We start from the raw sequence: 21,633 nt of genomic DNA on the forward strand, positions 1-21,633 counted from the left end.
GTCCCCGCAGGTCCGCTTCTCATTCATCCTCGATTGCCGAGAACCCCAATAGCTCAATGATGCGGATGTAGATCAAGTAGAACACCGGAATCAACAACAACACCAACGACGTCGCTAACATCAATCCGAACGCCAAACTAGCGGCCATCGGGATCAGCAACTGAGCCTGAAACGATCGCTCGGTCAACAACGGCAACAACCCCGCGATCGTCGTCAAACTTGTCAACATGATGGGGCGGAATCGTCGCTCACCCGACTCCACCAACGCAACTCGCGGCGGCACCCCTTGGCGAACGCGTGAGTTGATGAAGTCGATCAACACGATCGAATCATTGACGACCACTCCCGCCAACGCGACCAATCCGAACATGCTAAACAAGGTCAACGGCAGCCCCAACAAGGCGTGTCCCCAAACGGCACCGATCATGCCGAACGGCACGATCGCCAAGATCAACAATGGTTGCACGTAGCTTCGAAACTGCAGAACCAACAACACGAACATGCAAACGATCGCGATTCCAAAGCCGACCATCAAGCTGCCGACCGATTCATTACTCTGTTCACGTTGGCCTTCCCAACGCAGTGAAACAGCGGGATAGTCCTTCATCAACTGCGGCACAAAATCTTTTTGCAGCTCACCAATGATCAAATCCGCATTGGCGGTCGTCTCATCCAAATCGGCCGACACGGTGACCGACCTCATTTGATCGACGCGGTTAATTTCCGAGAACCCACGCTGTAAATCAACGTCGGCCAACTCGGTAATCGGACGCTGTGTGCCGTCCGCCGTGCTGACGCGAATTTCGCGAAAATTGACTAAGCTGTTTCGCTCTTCTTCGGGATGCCGGACCATCAATTTGACTTCATGGCGGCCCCGTTGCAGTCGCATCACTTCAGCACCGAAGTACGCATTGCGAACGGTTTCGCCCAAATCCGTTGGCGTGACTCCGGTCGCGAGTGCACGCTCTTTGACCTTGAATTGGAACTCCCATTTCCCCGGAGTGTTGTCGTCGACGATATCGTAGACACCGGTAAAACCGTTCAAGCGTTGCTTGATCGCTTCGGTTGCAGCGAGCAATTGGTCCACATCTTGGCTCTGTGCCAACAGCTTGAATTCGATCGGTTTGCCGTTGGGACCGACGCCCACCGATCCGTAGTTGGTTTTCTCGGCCCCGGCAAACTCGCCCACCTCCTCGCGCCACATGGCCAGCAATTGGTCGCTGTGGATGTCGCGAATTTCGGTATCAAAGAGCTCCACAAACACCTGTCCGACGTGGCTGCCACCGCCACCGTTTCCCCCCATCGGGCCTTGCGTGTTCGTGATCTTCCCGTTTTCCCGGTAAGTCAAACGGACTGGACCAAAGTTGTCTCCCTCGGACTCGGTGTAGATCTCCGCGAGCGGCAAACCGCTCCGTTTAGCACGCTCTGCGGCGACACGCAGACTGACACGACGAATCGCTCGCTCCATCGCCTGGGTCGCTCGATCGGTCTCCGTCGCAGGAGTACCGTCGGGGAAAACCACGCTCGCTTGTAGAAAATTGTTATCCGACTTTGGAAACAGAATACTTTTCACAATGCCGCCACGGACCATCCCAATCGTGATCGCAAACATTGCGATCGCAACCGCTAACATGAATGGAGGGTACCGCAGGCTGAACTTGAGCGTAGGAACATAATATTGGTTACAAATCCAATCCATTCCCTTGGTCGCTCGCACGCTTCCCCAAGCAAGCAACAAACCAAAGGGTCGCAGCGGATACATCAAAACCGAGATCAAGCGAAACACGCCATGGTGACGATGCGCCAAGTGGCACGGCAAAACAAACGTGCTTTCCCAAAGCGAAATCAAGAGCATCGCAATCACGGCAAAGGGAATCACCGCCATGAATTTCCCCATCACCCCCGAGACAAAGAACATCGGTGAGAAGGCGATGACCGTGGTCGAAACGGAGGCCGCCACGCTGGGGAGCACTTCGGTTGCACCGTCGATCGCGGCTTCGAGCAGCGGTTTGCCCATCTGTTGATGTGCATAGATGTTCTCGCCAATCACGATCGCATCATCGACCACAATTCCCAACGCGACCAAAAACGAGAACAAGCTAAGCATATTGAGCGTTTGATCGCCCCACGACAACATCGCTCCGGCGCCCAAGATCGAGATGGGAATGCCGAGTGCGACCCAAAACGCCAACCGGATTTCAAGAAACAACGCCAATACAATGAAGACCAAGAACAGCCCTTGCGCGCCATTGCGCAGCAGCAACGAGAGTCGATCGCGGACATCTTTGCTGCTGTCGCCCCAAATCGCGAACCGATAGCCCTCGGGCAGTTCTTTTTGATCCACATAGGCGTAAACGGCATCGACCATCGCCAACAGGTCTTCGCTCTTGGTCCGTTCGACATTGACGACCATTGCCGGTTCGCCATTGATTTCGCCAGTCGCGGTGACGTCAGCAAACTCATCTTTCACAACGCCTAGATCGGCCACCGTCAACACGACGCCGTTGGCTTGGGTGACCAACGGAAGCTTGGCAATTTCTTCACCGATCCGCCCCTTATTTTTGGCGCGAAGCAACACCTCTTGGCCATCGGATTTCAATTGCCCGCCGGGTAACTCGATATTGCGAGCGCGCAAAATCGACGCCACTTGGCCAAGCGACAGCCCGTAACTACGCAGCGTCGCCTCGGGAATCTCCACATCGATCTGATAATCGCGTGTGCCCATGATCGAGGCCGAGGAAACCGCCCCAATCTGAAGCACGTCGTCGCGGACGTCCTCGGCAACCTCACGCAGACGCAATTCCGCTTCCCGCGAGCGATCATTCGGTCCGATCACCCCAATCCGAATCGCCGCTTCACGAAACGTGATCTGCTGGATTTGAGGATCTTCGGCCAACGCGGGAAAGCTGGGGATGCGGTTGACTTCGCGATCGATCTCGGACATTACCTTTTGCACATCTTTGACGTCGCTGCGCAACTCGGCCAAGACATAACCAGAGCCTTCTTGGGCAATCGAGGTGACCTTTTTGATGCCATCGATCGCGCGGATCGCCTCCTCGATTTTCTGACAAATGGCTTCCTCGGTGTCTTGCGGCGTCGCGCCCGGATAAGGCACCGTCACCATCACGACTTCGAGTTCGAACTCGGGAAAGACCTCCCGTCGCATCTTCCAAAGCGACAAACCGCCCACCAACATCAACGCCAACATCAAGACGTTCATGCCCGGCGAATTCTTAATGGCCCAGCCAATAAAACGCTTCACTTGACGGCCTCCTTATTCGCTTCGCGTTGGCCATCGGTCGCGATAACCGGGTTAGCTGCTGCCGGGTATTGAGCGGTCGTTTCTTCGTGGGCGGGCATGCTCGTGGGCATCTGGGCGGGCATGCGGGCGGGCATCGTGTCTCCATCGACGACTCCCACCGGCGAAACCACCACGTACGCCCCCACCTTCATCGTTTGGTTTTGGACTTCACAAACCCACCATTTCCTGTCCCTGTTCTGTAACGGATTGTCTTGATCGGATTCAGCGAACACGCCTTCGACCGACAACGATTCGACCGGAAAAATCGAATCACGATTCACAATCCGGCCCGCTCGCCACTGCGATGGGTTAAATGCATTCGCCGTTTCACTGGAGGTTGTCGCACCAGAGCTTTGCTCTTGGCTAGGCTGAGTTCCCCCGGCTTCGCCCTCGACCGCGTTGACTTGTGACACGATCATCGTTGGCGTCGGATCCCCATCAACGCCCAGCTCGTCGGACGCCGTGGCAGCAGACGGGGGCAGCTGAAGCACCGATTCATCGGGCACAAATTCCCAAGCTCGGTTGCCTGGCTTCATCGCTTCGGCCGGAATCACCACCAATGGCGTCTTGGGCTCAATCAGCAGTTTGACGGTCACGTACATACCGCGCACCAACGTGGTCGGTCCCGACAACGCCGCAGCCCCGCCCTGCGTTCGGAACGCTTTGGGATCGTCGACCAAGATGCGAACCGGCACCGTCCGTGTTGCAGGATCGAGGCCGATGCCGTCGTAGCTCATCAAGCGTCCGTCCCAGCGGTACACCTTGCCCTCGCGACCGGAGATTTCAAACTCGACGATCGCCGCCGTTTCCGGGATATCGTACCCCCGCGAGTCGGTTTGCGGAGCGGTGGACGAGCGATCGGCTTGATCGAGCACCCAATACAGTTGATCCATCCGCAAACTGGTCGCCACCTCGACTTTCGTGGTGTCCTCGATCGTCACGATCGTGTTGCCCCGCGCGACAAAGGTGTTCAACTCAGCATCCTCGTTGACAATCACGCCGTCGATCGGCGAGCGGATTTCCGTTCGCTCCAAATTGACGTTAGCCGTGTTCAATTGTGCAGCGGCCAAACGCTCCGAAGCTTCCAATCGCGAGCGACGTTTGCGAAGCAAGTCGAGTTGATTCTCGTAACCGACCCGCTGCTGAGTGGATTGCAGTGCGGCGCGCTTCGCCTTGTCGATCTCACCTTCGCTTGCAAACCCATCGGGAAGCGACTTCAATCGATCGACCTCACGTTGTTGAAGCGTTTCGTCTTGCGTGGCGACCTCGATCAATCGCTTTGCGTTGGCCATCTCCTGGTCGACCTCGCCGAGCGCCTCGTACTCTTGCTCTTTCAAACGAGTCAAGCGAGCCACTTCGAGTTCATAATCGGTCGGGTCAATCCGCATCAACAAGTCACCTTTCTTGACGAAGGCTCCCGCCTCGCACTTGTCCGACTTGAAAACGATTTGCCCCGCGACCTCCGTTGCAATGCGAACTTCACGGAACGGCACCACCGTCCCATCGACTTGCAATTGCAAACGTTGATTGAAATCGCTCATCGATTTGATCTGCTCAGCTCGAATCGGTGTCAACAACTTCATTCGCCCCGCTCGACTCGCGTCGGCAGGCGGTCGCTGAGCAGGCTCGACTTTGCCCAACCACCACACGGTGACGACCGCGGCGACAACAATCGCAAACGGAATAATGAGATTGAACAACCACCAAGACGCGTGGGCGTGGGGCTTTCCAGCCAGCTTGTCTTTGGGCTCAGAAGTCATGGGGGAAACCGTGGAAGGGGTAGACGCGACCGCGCTCGCTGGGGGAGCGTCGTCCGTCGCCGTCGATGGCGCGGTCGGAGTCGATTTCGTCAGAGAAGATTTAGACAGAGTAGGAGAAGCCATGATGCAGTCGTGGTCAAAACCACGTCTTAAGGTTTGTCGTGAATGGAAGTGGCGTGAGACTCGATCAGCTCAGTCAATTTCCGCTTGTGTTTCAACAACGCGGCTTGATCCGCGGACGCCAAAATCACAGCCGTGATGTGATGACTTAACGACGACACGTCATAGTGTTGCTCGCGCTGATCCGCGGGAATCAACAAGTGGACCACCCCCGAACTAACACGGTAATACAAACATTGCCCCACCGCGCTGAGCGCTAGTTGATCGATCACGTGCTGGGGCACCGGTTGGCCAATGATCGCTTCGACCGCGTTGCGGATGCGATCAAACAAGGGGCGAAAAAATTCATTCACCAACTCGCGGAATACTGAAGTGGGATTCTGCATCTCACGCAAAAACAATTCCGTCTCCCAACCGCCATCATCCTTCGCCAAAATTCGCGAAAGCAAGGTGTTGACCAAACGGAACAAATCATAACGCGGCTCATCACCCGAATGTTCTGGCACCGGAAACGCATGCTCGCGCGAGCGACGAACCGTCTCGATCACCTCGCGATAGAGCCCTAGCTTGTCGCCAAAGTAGTATCCCACCGAGGCAATATTGACGTTCGCTTCGCCGCAAATCTCGCGGACCGTCGCGCGGTTGAACCCGCGGCTGGCGAATACCGCTCCCGCCGCCATCAACAGACGGGTCCGCGCGTCTGCCGTTCCATCGGACGCGGTTCCATCGGACGCCGTTCCATCGGACGCCGTTCCATCGGACGGGGGCATCTCCGATGGGGGGTTAGGTTTTGACAAGACGGTTTTCACTTGGGAGACAAAAGAACGACATTAAACACCTGTTTTAAACAATTGTTTGAAATCATCAAAATGTCAAGTGCCAAGTCGGCACTTTGCCGTCCCCCGAGTGTTGGGATTGGCACGCTACATTCCGCTCCGTAAAGCGTCCAAATGGCGGCCAAAGTGGTCATCCAAGACCTCCGTGTAGGTGTCCGGATGCGATCGCAAACAATCGATCACGATTTTGCCGAGTTTGGCATCGGTCAGCACGGAGCCGAACGTGCAGTGCAGGATTTGACGGCCCGGTTTGGTGAATCCCTTTCCGAGCGGGACTTCGCTCCAGATTTCCAGGTATTCGCGTTCCAGCGTGGGGCCGTCGACGGCCGACGGTTCCGGCGCGTCGGCCAGCGTGGCTGAGACGTGGTAGGTTGCCTTGTCCGTTTGGTAGCGAGCGCGTGAAAAGTCGATGATCTCGCGAAACGCCGCCGCATCGTGACGGGCGACCACGCGCAGCGCTTCGAGATAGCTCGTCCCGGCGGTCTTGACGTGGAAACGCCCCTTCGTCGAACTCGCCAAAATTTTGTACATCGAAACTTTATCGCTGCCGGAGTGCAAACTCAACTTATAGGGGCCGAGCATTTCGGCGACGGCGGCGTGGTCTTTCAGCGAGAGTTCTAATGCGGCGAGGTCCCCTTTAAAGTCCACTCCCTTTTCAAAGTCGCCGATGAAACGGGGCGCCAAACTGACCAACTTCATGCCTCCGCCAAAACACTGATCCGCAATGATGTAGTGCTCGGCCAAGGTGGTGGGTTGATCGGTTTCGTCGACCGACAATTCGATTTCGTAATCGTGACCGGCTTGCTCGTTGACCTGTTTGATGTAATCGCCCAATTTGAGTGCACGGCGAATCGCCTTGCCATATTTCACCGCCGCCCGCATACAAGCTTTTTCGCCGAGTTCGATCACCGAGCCGGTGTCGAGCTTGATCGATTTGCCGAGATAGCTCTCGTACCATGGTGCATCGTCACGACGACTGGCGAATTTTTCCCGCAACGTGGCTTCGTCGTAATCATCGGCCTGTTGATCAACATCGTCCGATGGATCGATCGTAAAAAACGTAAAGCCAACCGCCGCGGTCACATCAACGTCCTGGTTGACCTTCAAATGATCAGCATCGGCCCCGATCGGCCCGCTCCACCCGGCTGCTTCGGCACCGCGGCACGCGTCCTCCATGACTTGCGGTGGCGTGCGTTGGGTGCGAAACATTTCGCGAATCGATTGCTGAGGGTAAATCGCTTCGATCCCGGCACCACAGCGTTTCATCGCCGCGACGTGCCCCGCCGTCGCCAGGCCCGTGCGATCGCCAAAGCCAAAACTCGGGGCCAATCCTAAGGTGACACATTTCTGCGACATACGATTCACTTTGCTTGAGTGGGGAGGACTTGGATCGCACGCACGATCGTTCTGGGTTCGCACGATGTTCCTGGGTTCGCAGGCGAGACGAAAAGGATCGCCGTTAGAGCCCGTCGATGTTAGAGCCCGCCGATGTTAGAGCCCGTAAACGCGAATTGCGTTGTTTGCGAAGAAATCGGCTTGCTCGCTTGGCGACAATTCGCTTGCCAATTCACGAACCACCGTCAACCAACGTTGATACTCGCAGGCCAACAAGCAAACCGGCCAATCGCTGGCGTACATCAACCGCTGCGGCCCGAAAGCGTCCAACGCCACATCCCAATAGGGGCGTAGCGTTTCGATGTCCCAAGTCTCATCACGCACTTGGGTCGCAATGCCTGAGAATTTGCAGGTCATGTTATCGTGTTTCGCGAGTTCACGAAGATGGAATTCCCAAGTTCGATCGAACTCGGACTTCTTAATCTCAGGCTTGGCGATGTGATTGAGTACAAATGGCTGTGCGGGATGCTGGTTGGCAAACTCGATCGCCGCAGGTAATTGTCGGGCCAAAATCAAAACATCGTAGACCAAGCCATGGTCCTTCAATTGGGCTACTCCACGGTTGAAGTCACGTCCCAACAAGAATCGATCGTCGGGTTCGTCTTGCACGACATGCCGAACCCCTTTGAGCAGTTCAGCCCCGGCGTAGCGGTCCAACACGTCTTGGATGTCGGCCGCCGCGAGCGGAACCCAACCGACGACGCCGCGAATGAGGCGTTCGCTAGCGGCAATGTCAAGCAATTCGTCGGTTTCCTGTAACGATTGTCTCGCTTGAACCGAAACGAATCCGGTCACTGCTGCGTCATTTGAAGCTGCGTCCTTTGAAGCTGCATTTCTTGCAATCGAATGCAATTCCGGCGCCAGAAAATCCCGCTTCAACCGCGACATGTCGTCTGAAATCCACCCGTATTGCTCGGCCGAATAGGTCCACAGGTGGTGATGGCAATCGATCAACATCAAATGTTTATCCAACAATTCAAATGGTCTTTCGGAACGGAACCGCAAGCGTCCGCAGAAATCGAAACACGATATCGGTTGCCCAAGGGGACGACAATCCGCTGCGGAATCACGCTCAAATTGCACCACCGCGGTCCGCCGCATCACACGGAACTTCGCCCCCATGACTGACTTGGGTTGCGTTTACGATCTTGTCGACCTTGGCTTGTCGACCTTGGCTTGTCGACCTTGGCTTGTCGACCTTGGCTTGTCGACCTTGGCTTGTCGACCTTGGCTTGTCGACCTTGGGATACTGCTCGACATTGGGATACTGCGGCACCCTCGGCACCCTCGGCACCCAAGGGTTGTTCAGGATCAGCATCGATCGGTTTCAAAAATGACGCCCATTTGACTATCATTCAGGAACACCCTTTGCAGGGAGACTCGTTTTCCGTCCATTCGTGGCTTTACGAGAACGATATTGGGTTGCGGAGCGTGTACAATCGCGGATTCAGCCGAATCCGTATTCCCCGAATCCGTATTCATGGTGCCTTCCCACTTCACTTCACTTACAACAAGAGACTTTCGATGCAACTTGGATTAATGAAAACAGCAACGGCGATGGCATTCGTTGCGATCGCAGCCTTTTTCACTGCTCCGGTCGCCAGCGCCGACGATCACAAACACGACAAAAAGCATGATCACGCCCACGGCGAACTGCCCACCCTCGGCATTTGCGTGCTGATGCCAACCAAAGGCAACAAAACGCGTGGCACGCTGCGCTTGGTACAAAAAGGGGATGCATTGACGATTACCGGGCAAGTCCGCAACTTGACGCCCGGCGAACATGGATTCCACATTCATGAATTTGGCGATCGACGCGCTGCGGATGGAACCTCCGCAGGCGGTCACTACAACCCCGACGGACACGAACACGGTGGCCCTGGAGCCCACAGCCACGCGGGCGACCTCGGCAATATCCTGGCCAATGCCGATGGGGTTGCGAATGTCAACATCACGACCAAGGACACCGCATTGCACTTTATCCTCGGACGCTCGTTCGTCGTGCATGCAGGCGCGGACGATCTGAAGAGCCAACCTTCGGGCGATGCTGGCCCACGCGTTGCCGTTGGAATCGTTGGAATCGGCAATCAAGGCTTCAAGCCCAACGCTAAAAAATAATCATCGCGTCCCGCTGATTAACCAAATTCGAACGCTGGCTGGATTTTTCCAGTCAGCGTTTTTTTTGCGCTTCGTGACTTAAAAATGACCAACGCCGCAATGGGAAAAACGATCCAAGCCCCAGCGCACCCCTGCAGAGGCGCCCGAGCACCCGTCCCGAGAACCATGTGATAGACCGTACTTTACTGCCAAAACGGGAGGTGACGTCCTCAGGCCGACCGTCTGGGCCCGCTGGTGAATTCGCTTCCTCCGCCCCCTCACCCGGCATACGCTTCGCAATCTTTTCCTAACCCGAGACGGCCCCCTAACCGGAATAACCAGCGCCACCAATCCGCTTTGACGAGAACTGGAGTGAGAGCGACAAAGCTGCCGATGCTAGCAATGTTCACCTGACCTCCATCCCTGTCGAATACCGACTTCCGGATCACGTAACCTCCCATTCGCTTGAACTTTTTGCTTGCCGCGATGTCTCTGATGTCCATCGCGTGGTAATCCAGAACGAACAAGCGGCGTGATTGACGAGAAGGCGACGTTCGGCATCTCGCGTCCGAGCAATCCATGTCACAATCCGAAATACTTTCTAGCGATCACGACACCGAAGTGGACACCGAACTAGCGGAGTCCCGAATTCGCCCGTCAAAGCAAACGCCTTCGCGCAGCAGTGCGGCCCAGTCTCCCCTGGAAACGTACCTGCGTGAGATTAACGAGACCGCCCTGTTGACGGCGGATGACGAAACCGAACTGGCGACCCGAATTGCGCAGGGCGACGCCTTGGCTCGCGATCGCATGGTGCGAGCCAATTTGCGTTTAGTCGTGAACATCGCTCGCGGCTACACCGGCAAAGGCTTGGGGCTGCAAGATTTAATCGAAGAAGGCAACCTAGGTTTGCTGCGAGCCGTCGAAGGTTTCGACCCCACGATGGGAACGCGATTTAGCACGTACGCCAGTTACTGGATCAAGCAATCGATTAAACGGGCGTTGATCAACAGTGCCAAAACGATTCGCATTCCCGCCTACATGGTCGAATTGCTGAGCAAGTGGCGAAGAGCTACAGCGCGTTTGAGCGAAGACCTTGGACGCACTCCGTCCAACGAAGAGATCGCCCGCCTATTGGGATTGCCCAAGAAGAAGTTGCCGATCATTCGCAAGGCGATCCGGATTAGCAACAGCACACCGCAAAGCGATCAAAGCGAATCGGGTTGGTCGCTCGGCGACATGGTCATGGACGAGCGTTTGAAGGCGCCCGACGAGGAGATGCTCGATCACGACATCCTTCGTCATGCGATGGAATTGCTCGGAAACCTCGAAGAGCGTGAAGCGACGGTGTTGAAGTTGCGATTTGGGCTCGATGGCTGCGATCCGAAAACGTTGAAGGAAATCGGTGCCGAGCTAGGTTTGACACGCGAACGCGTTCGTCAAATCGAAACCGAAGCGTTGCGACGCCTCGCTGATGGTTTGTCCGATCCGCACGAACGCATGTTCGGCTAAGCTGCGAAATGGGGATGAGCCCCAGCCATGCATTGACCGGCTGTGATCCAATGACTTGCGTTTTATTAGCGACGGTGAATCGCGAAAAAAACGCAGGCATCAGGGCGAGATAACGGCCCCCGGATCGCGGCTGAAAACGCGAAGGCATTGCCGCAGTCCACGTTCCACCGTCCACCTGCACACGAAGTGATTGGGGTCACGCTTCGCGTAAACAGGGGACGTGTGAACATCGGACGTCGCGACATGTGGGAACGGGCACGATTTCCGATTAGAATGGGGGGGAATGTTCACAAACGTCCCCTTCCCACCTGCCGCATGGGTTCTTCCTGCGGCCCCGGAGACTTTCGCATGCCCTTGCTCCCTCGCCCGATTGCTTTTTTTGCCCTCGTCTGGCTTGTGGTTCCTGCCATCGCCGTTTACGGCCAAGAGACGCCTGCGGATCCGCCCGCTGCGGAAACCGAGGTCGCCAAACCGTTGTTTCCCGACACGGCGCTAGAAGCGGCCGTGCGAGCCGAAGTTTTCGCGAAACGCAACAATCAAGAGCCCATCACCAAGGAAGACGTTGCCACCATTTCACGCGTGGTCGCGTCGGGCAAGAAGATCAAGAGTCTAGAGGGACTCGAGCATTGTCCCGCACTGATGATGCTCGATCTTGCCGACAACGAAATCACCGACCTGAAACCGATTGCCGGACTCAAACGGTTGCAATCGGTCACGCTCGCCAATAACAAGATCACGGACATCGCGCCGCTAGCGGAATTGACGGCGATGCAACTGTTGGATCTGTCGGGCAACCAACTCAGCGATACATCCGCATTGGGCAAGATGGCGAACCTGAGAACGTTGTATTTGGCCAAAAACCAGTTGAAGTCGATCGACGGAATCAAGGGTCTCAGCAAGATCTGGTCGTTGGATGTGTCGGAGAACCAACTCACCGATCTCGCTCCCGTCGCTAAGTTGACTTGGCTTTCCACTCTCGACATCGCCGGCAACCAAATCGCGTCACTGGAGCCGCTCACCGGGCTCGGCGAATTGAATATGTTGATCATGCAACGCAATCAGGTGAGCGACCTTTCCCCTTTGGTGGAAATGTGCCGCAAGGATTTCCAAGGGGACCGGCGCTTCGCTCCGTTTCTGCAGGTTTTCCTCAGCGAAAATCCGATCGAAGCGAAAAAGCTTGAAACGCAGCGCAGCGAACTTCTGTCGTTCGGTGTCAAAGTCACCGAAAAATAAGGTCACCGAGAAATCATGTGGTCCTTCTTTCGCAACCGTCGTCGACGAAAGTTGCTGGCGGTTGCATTGCCACCCCTGCAACTCGAAATTCTGAAACGCAACGTTCCCGCTTTCAACCGCTTGTCGGAGGAGAAGCAACAGCGGATGCTTGATTGCGTTCGCATCATGATCGCCGAACAACACTGGGAAGGTTGCGAGCGATTGGTGGTGTCCGCCGAGATGAAAACGACCATCGCCGGCCACGCCGCGCTGATGCTGCTGTGCTCAGGCGATTATTACTTCGACAGCGTGAGTTCGATCTTGGTCTATCCGAGCGTCATGGTGCGAAACCATGACGGCGTCATCGAACACACCGTTGGCGAAGCCTGGGACAACGGTGGCGTGATCCTATCGTGGCCCGAAGTGCTGCAGGCAGCCAATCATCGCGATGGCGACAATGTGGTCATCCACGAGTTTGCTCATCACTTGGACGGATTGGATGGCGAAATGGGAGGCTCGATTTCTTTCGACACAAGCCGCGATCAAAGCGAGTGGGAGCACGTCGCGAGAACGGAATTCCAGCAACACGTCCAAGCGGTCGAAGCGGGACGGCGAACGCTAATCGATCCCTACGGCGCAACCAATGAAGCGGAGTTCTTTGCGGTCGCGAGCGAATGTTTTTTCGAACGCCCCGCACCGCTGCACGACCGCCATCAGGCGTTGTTCACGCTGCTGAAATCGTACTACCGAGTCGATCCACGCGATTGGCATTAATGCAGCCGGCATTAAGTGGCTGGCGTTAAGTGGCTGGCGTTAAGTGGCTGGCGTTAAGTGGCTGGCATCACCCTGGATCTTTCATCACCCCAAGCGTCAACGAGGGACCGAGCCAAGGCCGAGATTCCCTCGCTCACGCGTCGGGTTGTGATTTTGTTTGCGTCCATCATTCAAAATGCGTAATACGTCGTTAGCGCAATTTGCAAAATGCAATTTGCAAAATGACGTGGGATTCACGTGGTAACGGCGTCCGCCAGAACCCGGCCCACCCTCTAAATGAGGGTCGCTACAGCAAAATCAAAAATGTTCTAGCGTAGGTTGCTGTCACACACTTTGACTTCCGCCCAACTCGCTTTGTTCTCGGCAATGAATTGCAAGTGCCGTTCGGCAACTTGGTAGGCATCGTGGGCGGCGCGATCGACAAACACGGTGTGCAGCGAAACATCAAAGTCGTGATTGACCGGACGAGCAAGCTCTTTTTCGCGTGTTCCCACGGCGAAATCGACCAGCCCCGGATGATTGTCCAGATATTCTAGGCAGGCTTGGACGAGTGTCTCGACGGCTTCGTCGCTGCGGTCTTTGAGGGTGAAGAAAACGTGATGTGCCAATCGAGTCATAGCGATACTTTGCGCGCGGGAGGTTACCAGAAACGTCACAGGGCGCGCGGGTGAACTCCACCGCAGGACGCCCCACCTGAGCCAGCGACGGCGCCAAAGTGGCCATCGCGGGACCGCTAACCTTACTCGCTTCGATTCCGGTTTGAAGAGGGGCTCTTGGGATCACGTCGCGCCAAACCGGCTCGGTCCATCAAGGAACTCTTCATCAAATCTTCGAGATAGTCATCATCCGCTGGCGGCGGCCCGTAGGCCCCCAACATTTGCGGTTCATATTCGATTAGGTATTCGTGGCGGGCGATGGACACTTTGCTATTGGGGTCGATTCGCTTACGCTGAACCGGCCGACCATCGACCTTCAAGCCATTGCGGCTATTCAAGTCGCGAATAAACCAATAGCCGTGCTCAAGCGTCAACCGGCAATGGTGGCTCGAAACATTGGCGAACTTCAACTGGATATCGCATTCATTACGACGTCCGACCAACAGTCGGTCTTTGATAAGCGGAATCGGATCGCCACCGCCACAAGGGGTAAGCTGTCCGTAAGCTCCCGCAAATTTAGGTTTTGAATCTTCGTCTTCAAATTCCACGATCCAAGTCTTCCCGTTAGAGTCCGAATAAATAGAGAATAACGAAAACGGTGAATTACCGTTCATTTCGCAATTGATAGATTGATAAAACCGAAATCATGAATCCTGCATCCGGTTAACGCCTGTGCGTTGCCTTCAACTTGGATTCCATATTCAAATTCAATATTCCGTGTGATGGAAGCATCGTGTTATCGAAGCTTTTCGTGTTGAAGAATCCCCCCCGCCATTAGAGCAGTGGCTTCCCGTTCACGTTCATCTACCTATTCTGACCAAGTTCTCATAAATGGCAACGGCTTGTAAATTGATCGACCCAGATTCCAACGAACGATTGCGATGGCAGTCGGAAAAATTGCCTTTTAACGCTTTTGGCGCGTCGCTCCGCCGTCAATTTGGCGGGCGAATCCAACGCGTTAGCATTGATGCGGGGTTCACCTGCCCCAATGTGGACGGTGCCGTGGCGCGAGGGGGATGCAATTTTTGTGACAATCGCTCCTTCAGCCCGTCACGCCGCGTCCGTTTGAAGCAGGTCAGTGAACAGCTTGCCACCGGGATTGAAACCGTCACCCAACGGTACGACAAAGTGGCAGGTTTCATTGCCTATTTCCAACCCGCGACGAACACGTATGCCCCCGTTGAACAGCTCGAAGAGGTGTTCCGATTGTCGCTTTCGATCAGCGACCGGGTGGTGGGATTGGCGGTCGGAACACGCCCGGACTGTGTCCCCGAAAGCGTGCTCGAGCTGCTCGAAAGACTGAGCCAAGAGACCTACGTTTCCTTGGAATTCGGCATGCAAACGATTCACGAACCGGGGCTTCGTTGGATGAATCGCGCCCATGACCACGCGAGCATGATCAATGCGATCGACCGCAGCCGGGGGCGAGGATTCGAATGTTGTAGCCATGTGATTCTCGGCATTCCTGGGGAAACTCACGCGATGATGATGGAAACGGCCGTCGAGATTGGTCGTCTCGGGTTCGATGCGATCAAATTGCACAACCTCTACGCCGTCGAGGGAACCCCGCTGGGAGACCAGGTGAAGAGCGGTGAAATCACCCTGATCGAGCGAGAGGAATACATCCACACGGTGGTCGACTTTCTGGAGCGGATTCCGCCGGAGGTGATCGTGGAGCGTGTGAGTGGCGATGCCCCCCCCAATTTTCTGATTGAACCGAAATGGTGTTTAGAAAAGTCGTCCCTGCGGCTGGCGATTGAGCAGGAATTCAAACGCCGCGGCACACGTCAGGGCTCGCACTACACGGCGCCCGACATCCTGCCTCACCTACGCCCTCGGCCTGCGGATGAAACCCCCGAGGCGATTCGCGCTCAAATTGACCTGCGACGCCGATTGCCAGTGCTAAAGATGGAACAAAAGTAATCCAATTCGCCCCGCTGCGGCTGTAAAATAACGAGCGGAGCCCCCCCAAATCGCAGCGGGGGCTAGGATCCAGTGGCACTTACTTTAGTCGCGGTCGGGTGTGAGGCTTTGCCCGGATGCCGCGAGTGAAATGTTTGCAAAACAGCGGGCGACTCGTGCTGCTCCACTACAAAAACCAACCAAAACCAACCGATGAGTGTCAAAGTAAGTGCCATGGGGCTAGCATCGCTGGGGCAAAATCACCAGCTCCGCAGCCGCCCCACTCCCGCAGGGCTCGCGACGCGTGAGGCCCCTCGCCCCGTGCCGCTGGGGACGATACGATTTTGGGCCTGGGGAGCCTGGCAGCGGAGAACAGCTCCTTTCTTAGTGCGGAATGACGACTGATGTCACGGATTGCGATCTTTTTCGGCTTGCTGTTATGCACGGTAACGTTGGCGGCATTGATTGCCTCGATGCAGAAAATCCCAGCTCAATTCTGCCCGATGATGCTGGGAATCCCGATGCTGTTTTGCGGCGTCGTCGGCTTGAACCCTCACCGTCGCAAACACGCCATGCACGTCGCTGCCGCGATCGCGTTGCTGGGGACATTGATGGGGGGCAGCAATACCCTTTTCACGCTGTTTCGTTTACTCCGCGGGATTGAAGTGAACCCGTTAGGAATGCGAATCGTCATGGTGATGACGGTCCTTTGTGTGGTATATCTCGTGCTCAGCATCGTCTCGTTTATCCAGACGCGTCGTCGTCGGTTGACCGCCAGTTAGCTACGATTGACAGCGGCGACAAAAAAACTATCCTCTGTACTTCCAAACTTCCTAAAAACCAGACAATTCCGTGGCATACAACAACATCATCCCAACGGTGATTATTCGCGTCGTCGGCAACATGAGCCGGCCGTAACGCGGGGAACGAATCGGAGCGACCGTCATCGATACGGGACACTGCTCGGCTCGAAATGCCACTTCGACATTAACCCCCGAGGCCACTCATAGCTTCGGGGGTTTTTTCGTTTTCCCAAGATCCAACATCAAGCCTGACGGCTGCGAATTCCCGCGACACGCATCCTCACGCTCCCAAACGCACCTCCGCTAAACCTCGATTCAAAACGCAAGCGATGAACGCCAAACCTATCTTGATCTACGACACAACCCTGAGAGATGGCTCGCAGGGTGAAGGGGTTAGTTTTTCACTTCAAGACAAGCTAAACATCGCGGAGCGTCTGGCGGAAATTGGCATCGATTTCATCGAAGGGGGCTACCCCCTTTCGAACGAAAAGGACGTAGCCTTTTTTCGTGAAATCAAAAAACGCGACCTCGGCCAGAGCAAGGTTTGCGCGTTCGGTATGACGCGTCGCAAATCGATGCAGGCGAAAGACGACCCTGGGATGAAGGCGTTGGTCGAAGCGGGAACCCCCTGCATCACGTTGGTGGGCAAAACGTGGGACTACCACGCCACCGAAGTGCTTCGTGTCACGCTCGAAGAAAACTTGGCGATGATCGGCGAGAGTGCCGAATTCCTCTCCCGCAATGCCGAATTGATCTACGACGCGGAGCATTTTTTTGATGGGTATCATGCGAATCCCGAGTACGCGATCAAGACGTTAAAGGCAGCTGCGGCCGGTGGCGCGACTTGGCTAAGCCTTTGTGACACTAACGGAGGCACGCTTCCCGAACGCGTCAGCGAAGTCACGCGTGCGGCAATCGAAGCATTGGCCGACTACAACGTCCAAATCGGAATCCATTGTCACAACGATTGCGAACTCGCCGTCGCCAATTCCTTGGCCGCCGTCGACGCCGGAGCGACTCAAGTTCAAGGAACGATCAACGGCATCGGCGAGCGGTGCGGTAACGTCGACCTGATCTCGATGATTTCGAACCTGGCACTCAAGAAGAAGGGCTTCACGGTGCTGGGTGGCCGCTCGCTCAAACCGCTAACGCAACTGAGCCGCTTTGTTTACGAAACCGCCAACCTTCAATGGCGAAACAGTCAACCGTTTGTTGGGCAAAGCGCCTTCGCCCACAAGGGCGGCATGCATGTCCACGCGATTAATAAAGCGGCGAAAACCTACGAGCATATCGACCCCGCGTTGATCGGAAATGAACGTCGGATTTTGGTCAGCGAACTCTCGGGGCGAAGCAACATCACGGCACTGGCGACGAAACACAAACTCGAAGACGATCGAGAGTTGATGGACAAAATTTTGGCGGAAGTCGTGCGGCTGGAAAACCAAGGCTACCAATTCGAGAACGCCGGAGCCTCCTTCGATCTGTTGATCAAACGAATCGCCGGTTCCTACACGCCTCATTTCGAAACCATCAAATACCGTGTCGTGGCCGGAGACCGAAACACCGAAGGCGAAGCGAGCGGGGTGTTCGCCGAGGCGATCATTAAACTGAAAGTGGGCGACGCGTTATGGTTTGATGCCGCCGAGGGGCACGGACCGGTCAATGCACTCGATGCTGCACTCCGCAAGGCGCTGTCGGATGAGTACCCGCAGCTCGCTGAAATGCGTTTAACGGACTACAAAGTGCGCGTCGTCGATTCCGGTTCCGGTACCGCAGCATCGATCCGCGTGAACATTGAAAGCACGGACGAGCACGAATCGTGGGGCACGATCGGCGTGAGTGAAAACATTATCGAAGCGAGCTGGAATGCGCTCGTCGATGCCGTCGAGTACAAACTGCACAAATCCACCCCCTAAACCTGCATCGCTGGTGGACCTCGTGTCGTGGACGACCGTGGTGGAGCGTCGCTTCGCCGCCAAGACCCACAATCGGGATGCCCCACAACCGAGCATCAGGGCATGGCCAGACCGACGCGGCCAACCCAACACTAAAAAACGAACAAGCGGTCACGAAACGCCCTGAACCCCGTCTGTGGGGGCCCCCGGGGTCCGTGACTTCACTGAGACCGAGACTTAACCGAGACACCCTGTTTAGCGATAGTAAAATCATGACGATTCCGACTCGATTTGATCATTCGGACGCAGCGGCGGACATTGCCAAAGCCTGGGAAGACGCGCGGTGTGCTCACGCCGAACCCAACCCGAACCGCAAACCTTTCACGATCGTAATCCCGCCACCGAACGTGACCGGGGCGTTGCACCTCGGGCATGGTTTGAACAATACGCTGCAAGACATCGTCGTTCGGACCAAACGGATGCAAGGGTTTGAAGCATTGTGGATGCCGGGCACCGATCATGCCGGGATCGCAACACAAGCGGTGGTCGAAAAGCGATTGAAGGAACAAGAAAACAAGACGCGTCACGACTTGGGTCGCGAAGCGTTGGTGCAACGGATCTGGGACTGGAAAGAACAATACGAAAAACGGATCCTCGGCCAACTAAAGCGGATGGGTTGCAGTTGCGATTGGGAGCGGACCCGGTTCACGTTGGACGATCGCTGCGCCGCCGCAGTGCGCGCGACCTTCTTCGATCTGTTTAGCAAAAAACGCATCTATCGCGGCAAACGACTCGTCAACTGGGATACCTATTTGCAGACGGCCGTCAGCGATGACGAAGTGATCAGCAAAACCGAGAAAGGTCACTTTTGGCATCTGTTCTATCCTGTCGTGGATCCCAAACCGGGAGAACCGACACGGATCGAAATCGCGACGACTCGTCCGGAAACCATGCTGGGCGATACCGCCATCGCGGTCCATCCCGATCCCGAGGCCGCCTTCGACAAAATCGAGGCCGAGCTCAAAGCGAAACTCGAATCGGCCTCGGCCAATGAGAAAACCGAGCTCAACAAACAAATCGATGCATTAGCCGAACGCCGCAAGACGATGCTACCGCAATTGATCCAATTGCGAGACATGGCCCTGGACGGTCGCAAGGTGACCTTGCCACTGATGAATCGCGAGATTCCGATTGTTGCTGACGAATGGGCGAAACCCGAAATGGGAACGGGATGCGTCAAGATCACCCCCGCACACGATCCCAATGACTACGAAGTGGGCAAACGCGTCGGCTTGGCGATGATCAACATCCTCAACTCGGACGGAACGATGAATTCCGAAGCGGGCGTTTACGAGGGTTTAACGATCAAGAAGACTCGCGTCAAAGTGCTCGAAGACCTCGAAGCACTCGACTTGGTCGGTGAGGTCGAGGACCGTGAAATTGAGCTTCCGCTTAGCGACCGCAGCAAGACGCCGATCGAGCCCTACCTCGCCGATCAATGGTTCGTCGCGATGGAAGAGCTCGCTCAATCAGCAATGGATGCGGTTACGAGTGAAGAGGTCAAAATCTTTCCAACCCGTTATCGCAAAGGCTACCTGGATTGGCTGAGCGAAAAACGCGACTGGCCCGTCAGCCGCCAATTGTGGTGGGGACACCAGATCCCGATCTGGTCTCTCAGCGGTGTGGCGTCGGATTCGGCCAACGCGGCTTCCGAACAACTTACGACGTTTCCCGAATATGCATCCGGCAAGATTTCGCACCGGGTTGATGAAAACGAAGACGGTACCTATTCGCTGTTCGTCTGCTTGCGTAGCGAAGACGCGGCGTTGGAAGCCAAGGTTGAAGCACTCGGATTGGTCCGTGACCCCGATGTTTTGGACACCTGGTTCTCGTCCGCCTTGTGGCCTCATAGCACTCTCGGATGGCCCGAACAAACGGCAGAGCTTGAGTACTTTTATCCCACCAGTACGCTGATTACCTCGCGTGACATCATCACGTTATGGGTCGCGCGGATGGTTTTGATGGGGCTCAATAACGTTGGCAAAGTGCCCTTCAGCGAAGTCTTTATTCATCCCAAAATCCTGGATGGATTAGGGGAAACGATGAGCAAGAGTAAAGGCAACGGAGTCGATCCGATCGACGTGATCGAAAAGTTTGGTCCCGATGCCTTGCGTTTTGGATTGGCACGATTGGCGACCGAGACGCAAGACGTGCGGATGCCGGTCCAGTACGAATGCCCGCACTGCGAAAAACTGATCGACCAAACCAAGAAAAACCGAGCACTACACACGGTCGAGTGCCCGGCGTGCAAGAAAACCTTCTCGACGCAATGGGCTGAATCGGCGTCCGACAAAGCGTTTCCTCGCGCCGCGGTAGTCAGTGAACGCTTTGAAACGGCCCGCAACTTCGTCAACAAATTGTGGAACGCGGCGCGGTTCGCGCTGATGAATTTCGAAGGTTATTCGGCGCAAGAAATCAATGTCGCAGAACTACCGCTCGAAGACCGATGGTTGTTGAGCCGTTTGTCGACCGTTACCAAACAAGTCACCGAAGCGACCGAACATTACCGCTTCGCCGAAGCTTCGCGCATTCTTTATGATTTCGCTTGGGACGAATTCTGTAGCTTTTACGTTGAGATCGCCAAGCCGCGATTGGCCGATGATTCCCTTCGCGCGGTCACTCAATCGGTAATCGCTCATGGGCTCGACACGTTGCTACGTCTGTTACACCCGATCACGCCCTTTGTCACCGAATCGATCTGGGGCTATTTGAACGAAGCCGCTCCGAAACGAGGATTGCCCGTACCGGTCGAAGCCCCCAAGTTCGTGATGACCGCGTCGTGGCCGATTGCCGATGCGTCACATTACGACGAAGGCATCGAGCGCCAATTCAATGAATTCCAAGAGGTGGTCGGAGCGATCCGGCGGATCCGGGCCAGCCAGAATATTGCTCCGCGCGATACCGTGCCGGTTGCCATCCGCTGTAGCGAGTCATCGCAAGCGTTGTTGGAACCGATGCGAGCCTATTTCCAAGGGCTCGCCGGCGCCGAGGTGCTCGAGTTGGGTTCCCATGCCAAGCCATTCGAAATTGACGCACCGCTTGCGATTAGCGGGTTGGATATCGACGTGCATGTCGACTTGGAACAGTTCATTGATGTGGAAGCCGAATTATCGCGTCTGCAAAAACTGCTCGACCAAATCGTCAAACAGATCAGCGGCAAACAACAAAAACTCTCCAACGAGAACTTTGTCTCGCGTGCGCCCGAAGAGGTGGTGGCCAAAGAGCGTGAGTCGTTGGATGATTTGAAACGGCAACACGAATCGGTTGAAAACGACATTGTGCGATTGAAGAGCAAAGCGGTCTAAACGCCTGG

16 protein-coding genes are annotated in these 21,633 nt (G+C 55.7%); 8 read left to right on the forward strand and 8 right to left on the reverse strand.

What is annotated here, in order from left to right; genetic code table 11:
- Positions 1-19 precede the first annotated feature (19 nt).
- The 6 genes from Pla52o_RS19185 to Pla52o_RS19210 all read right to left on the reverse strand — a co-directional run bounded on the left by Pla52o_RS19185 (position 20) and on the right by Pla52o_RS19210 (position 8,730).
- Positions 20-3,262 (reverse strand): efflux RND transporter permease subunit, encoded by a 3,243-nt coding sequence (locus Pla52o_RS19185; protein ID WP_146596238.1) that lies wholly within the window; start codon positions 3,260-3,262, stop codon positions 20-22.
- Positions 3,259-5,061, reverse strand: coding sequence for an efflux RND transporter periplasmic adaptor subunit (locus tag Pla52o_RS19190; RefSeq protein ID WP_197169366.1), 1,803 nt, complete (start codon positions 5,059-5,061; stop codon positions 3,259-3,261). Before Pla52o_RS19190 ends, Pla52o_RS19185 begins: the two co-directional genes overlap by 4 nt.
- Before the next feature lie 149 nt (positions 5,062-5,210).
- On the reverse strand, positions 5,211-5,978 hold the full coding sequence (locus Pla52o_RS19195) for a CerR family C-terminal domain-containing protein (protein ID WP_146596240.1): 768 nt from the start codon (positions 5,976-5,978) through the stop codon (positions 5,211-5,213).
- A 126-nt stretch (positions 5,979-6,104) separates the two neighbouring features.
- Positions 6,105-7,373 carry a tagaturonate epimerase family protein gene (locus Pla52o_RS19200; RefSeq protein ID WP_146596241.1) on the reverse strand — a complete coding sequence of 423 codons (1,269 nt, stop codon included), beginning with the start codon at positions 7,371-7,373 and terminating at the stop codon, positions 6,105-6,107.
- Positions 7,374-7,508: 135 nt separating this feature from the next.
- Positions 7,509-8,387 (reverse strand): amidohydrolase family protein, encoded by an 879-nt coding sequence (locus tag Pla52o_RS19205; protein ID WP_231612476.1) that lies wholly within the window; start codon positions 8,385-8,387, stop codon positions 7,509-7,511.
- A gap of 97 nt (positions 8,388-8,484) precedes the next feature.
- Positions 8,485-8,730, reverse strand: coding sequence for a hypothetical protein (locus tag Pla52o_RS19210; RefSeq protein ID WP_146596242.1), 246 nt, complete (start codon positions 8,728-8,730; stop codon positions 8,485-8,487).
- Between the two features lie 206 nt (positions 8,731-8,936).
- Here Pla52o_RS19210 and Pla52o_RS19215 point away from each other — a divergent pair, with 206 nt between their 5' ends.
- From Pla52o_RS19215 to Pla52o_RS19230, 4 genes are all read left to right on the forward strand, one after another.
- The gene (locus Pla52o_RS19215) at positions 8,937-9,530 is read left to right on the forward strand and encodes a superoxide dismutase family protein (protein ID WP_231612477.1); all 594 of its coding nucleotides are present in this window, start codon (positions 8,937-8,939) and stop codon (positions 9,528-9,530) included.
- Between the two features lie 558 nt (positions 9,531-10,088).
- Positions 10,089-11,018, forward strand: coding sequence for a sigma-70 family RNA polymerase sigma factor (locus tag Pla52o_RS19220; protein WP_146596243.1), 930 nt, complete (start codon positions 10,089-10,091; stop codon positions 11,016-11,018).
- Positions 11,019-11,366: 348 nt separating this feature from the next.
- A complete protein-coding gene (locus Pla52o_RS19225; RefSeq protein WP_231612478.1) occupies positions 11,367-12,251 on the forward strand; it encodes a leucine-rich repeat domain-containing protein in 885 nt (294 codons plus the stop codon).
- 15 nt (positions 12,252-12,266) lie between these two features.
- Positions 12,267-13,004: a M90 family metallopeptidase gene (locus tag Pla52o_RS19230; protein ID WP_146596244.1), complete on the forward strand. Its 738-nt coding sequence runs from the start codon at positions 12,267-12,269 to the stop codon at positions 13,002-13,004.
- Between the two features lie 308 nt (positions 13,005-13,312).
- On the opposite strand, the gene Pla52o_RS19235 is transcribed toward Pla52o_RS19230, so the two are convergent.
- Positions 13,313-13,621, reverse strand: a complete 309-nt coding sequence (locus Pla52o_RS19235; RefSeq protein ID WP_146596245.1) for a Dabb family protein — start codon at positions 13,619-13,621, stop codon at positions 13,313-13,315.
- Positions 13,622-13,743: 122 nt separating this feature from the next.
- Entirely contained in the window at positions 13,744-14,274 is a 531-nt protein-coding gene (locus Pla52o_RS19240) for an FHA domain-containing protein (RefSeq protein ID WP_146596246.1), read from the reverse strand.
- Positions 14,275-14,491: 217 nt separating this feature from the next.
- Here Pla52o_RS19240 and Pla52o_RS19245 point away from each other — a divergent pair, with 217 nt between their 5' ends.
- The 4 genes from Pla52o_RS19245 to Pla52o_RS19260 all read left to right on the forward strand — a co-directional run bounded on the left by Pla52o_RS19245 (position 14,492) and on the right by Pla52o_RS19260 (position 21,625).
- Positions 14,492-15,583, forward strand: coding sequence for a TIGR01212 family radical SAM protein (locus tag Pla52o_RS19245; protein WP_146596247.1), 1,092 nt, complete (start codon positions 14,492-14,494; stop codon positions 15,581-15,583).
- 383 nt (positions 15,584-15,966) lie between these two features.
- Entirely contained in the window at positions 15,967-16,344 is a 378-nt protein-coding gene (locus Pla52o_RS19250; RefSeq protein WP_146596248.1) for a hypothetical protein, read from the forward strand.
- A gap of 350 nt (positions 16,345-16,694) precedes the next feature.
- Entirely contained in the window at positions 16,695-18,281 is a 1,587-nt protein-coding gene (gene cimA / locus Pla52o_RS19255; protein ID WP_146596249.1) for a citramalate synthase, read from the forward strand.
- Between the two features lie 251 nt (positions 18,282-18,532).
- A complete protein-coding gene (locus tag Pla52o_RS19260) occupies positions 18,533-21,625 on the forward strand; it encodes a valine--tRNA ligase (protein ID WP_146596250.1) in 3,093 nt (1,030 codons plus the stop codon).
- Positions 21,626-21,633 lie beyond the last annotated feature (8 nt).

Source organism: Novipirellula galeiformis (assembly GCF_007860095.1).
Classification (GTDB): domain Bacteria; phylum Planctomycetota; class Planctomycetia; order Pirellulales; family Pirellulaceae; genus Novipirellula; species Novipirellula galeiformis.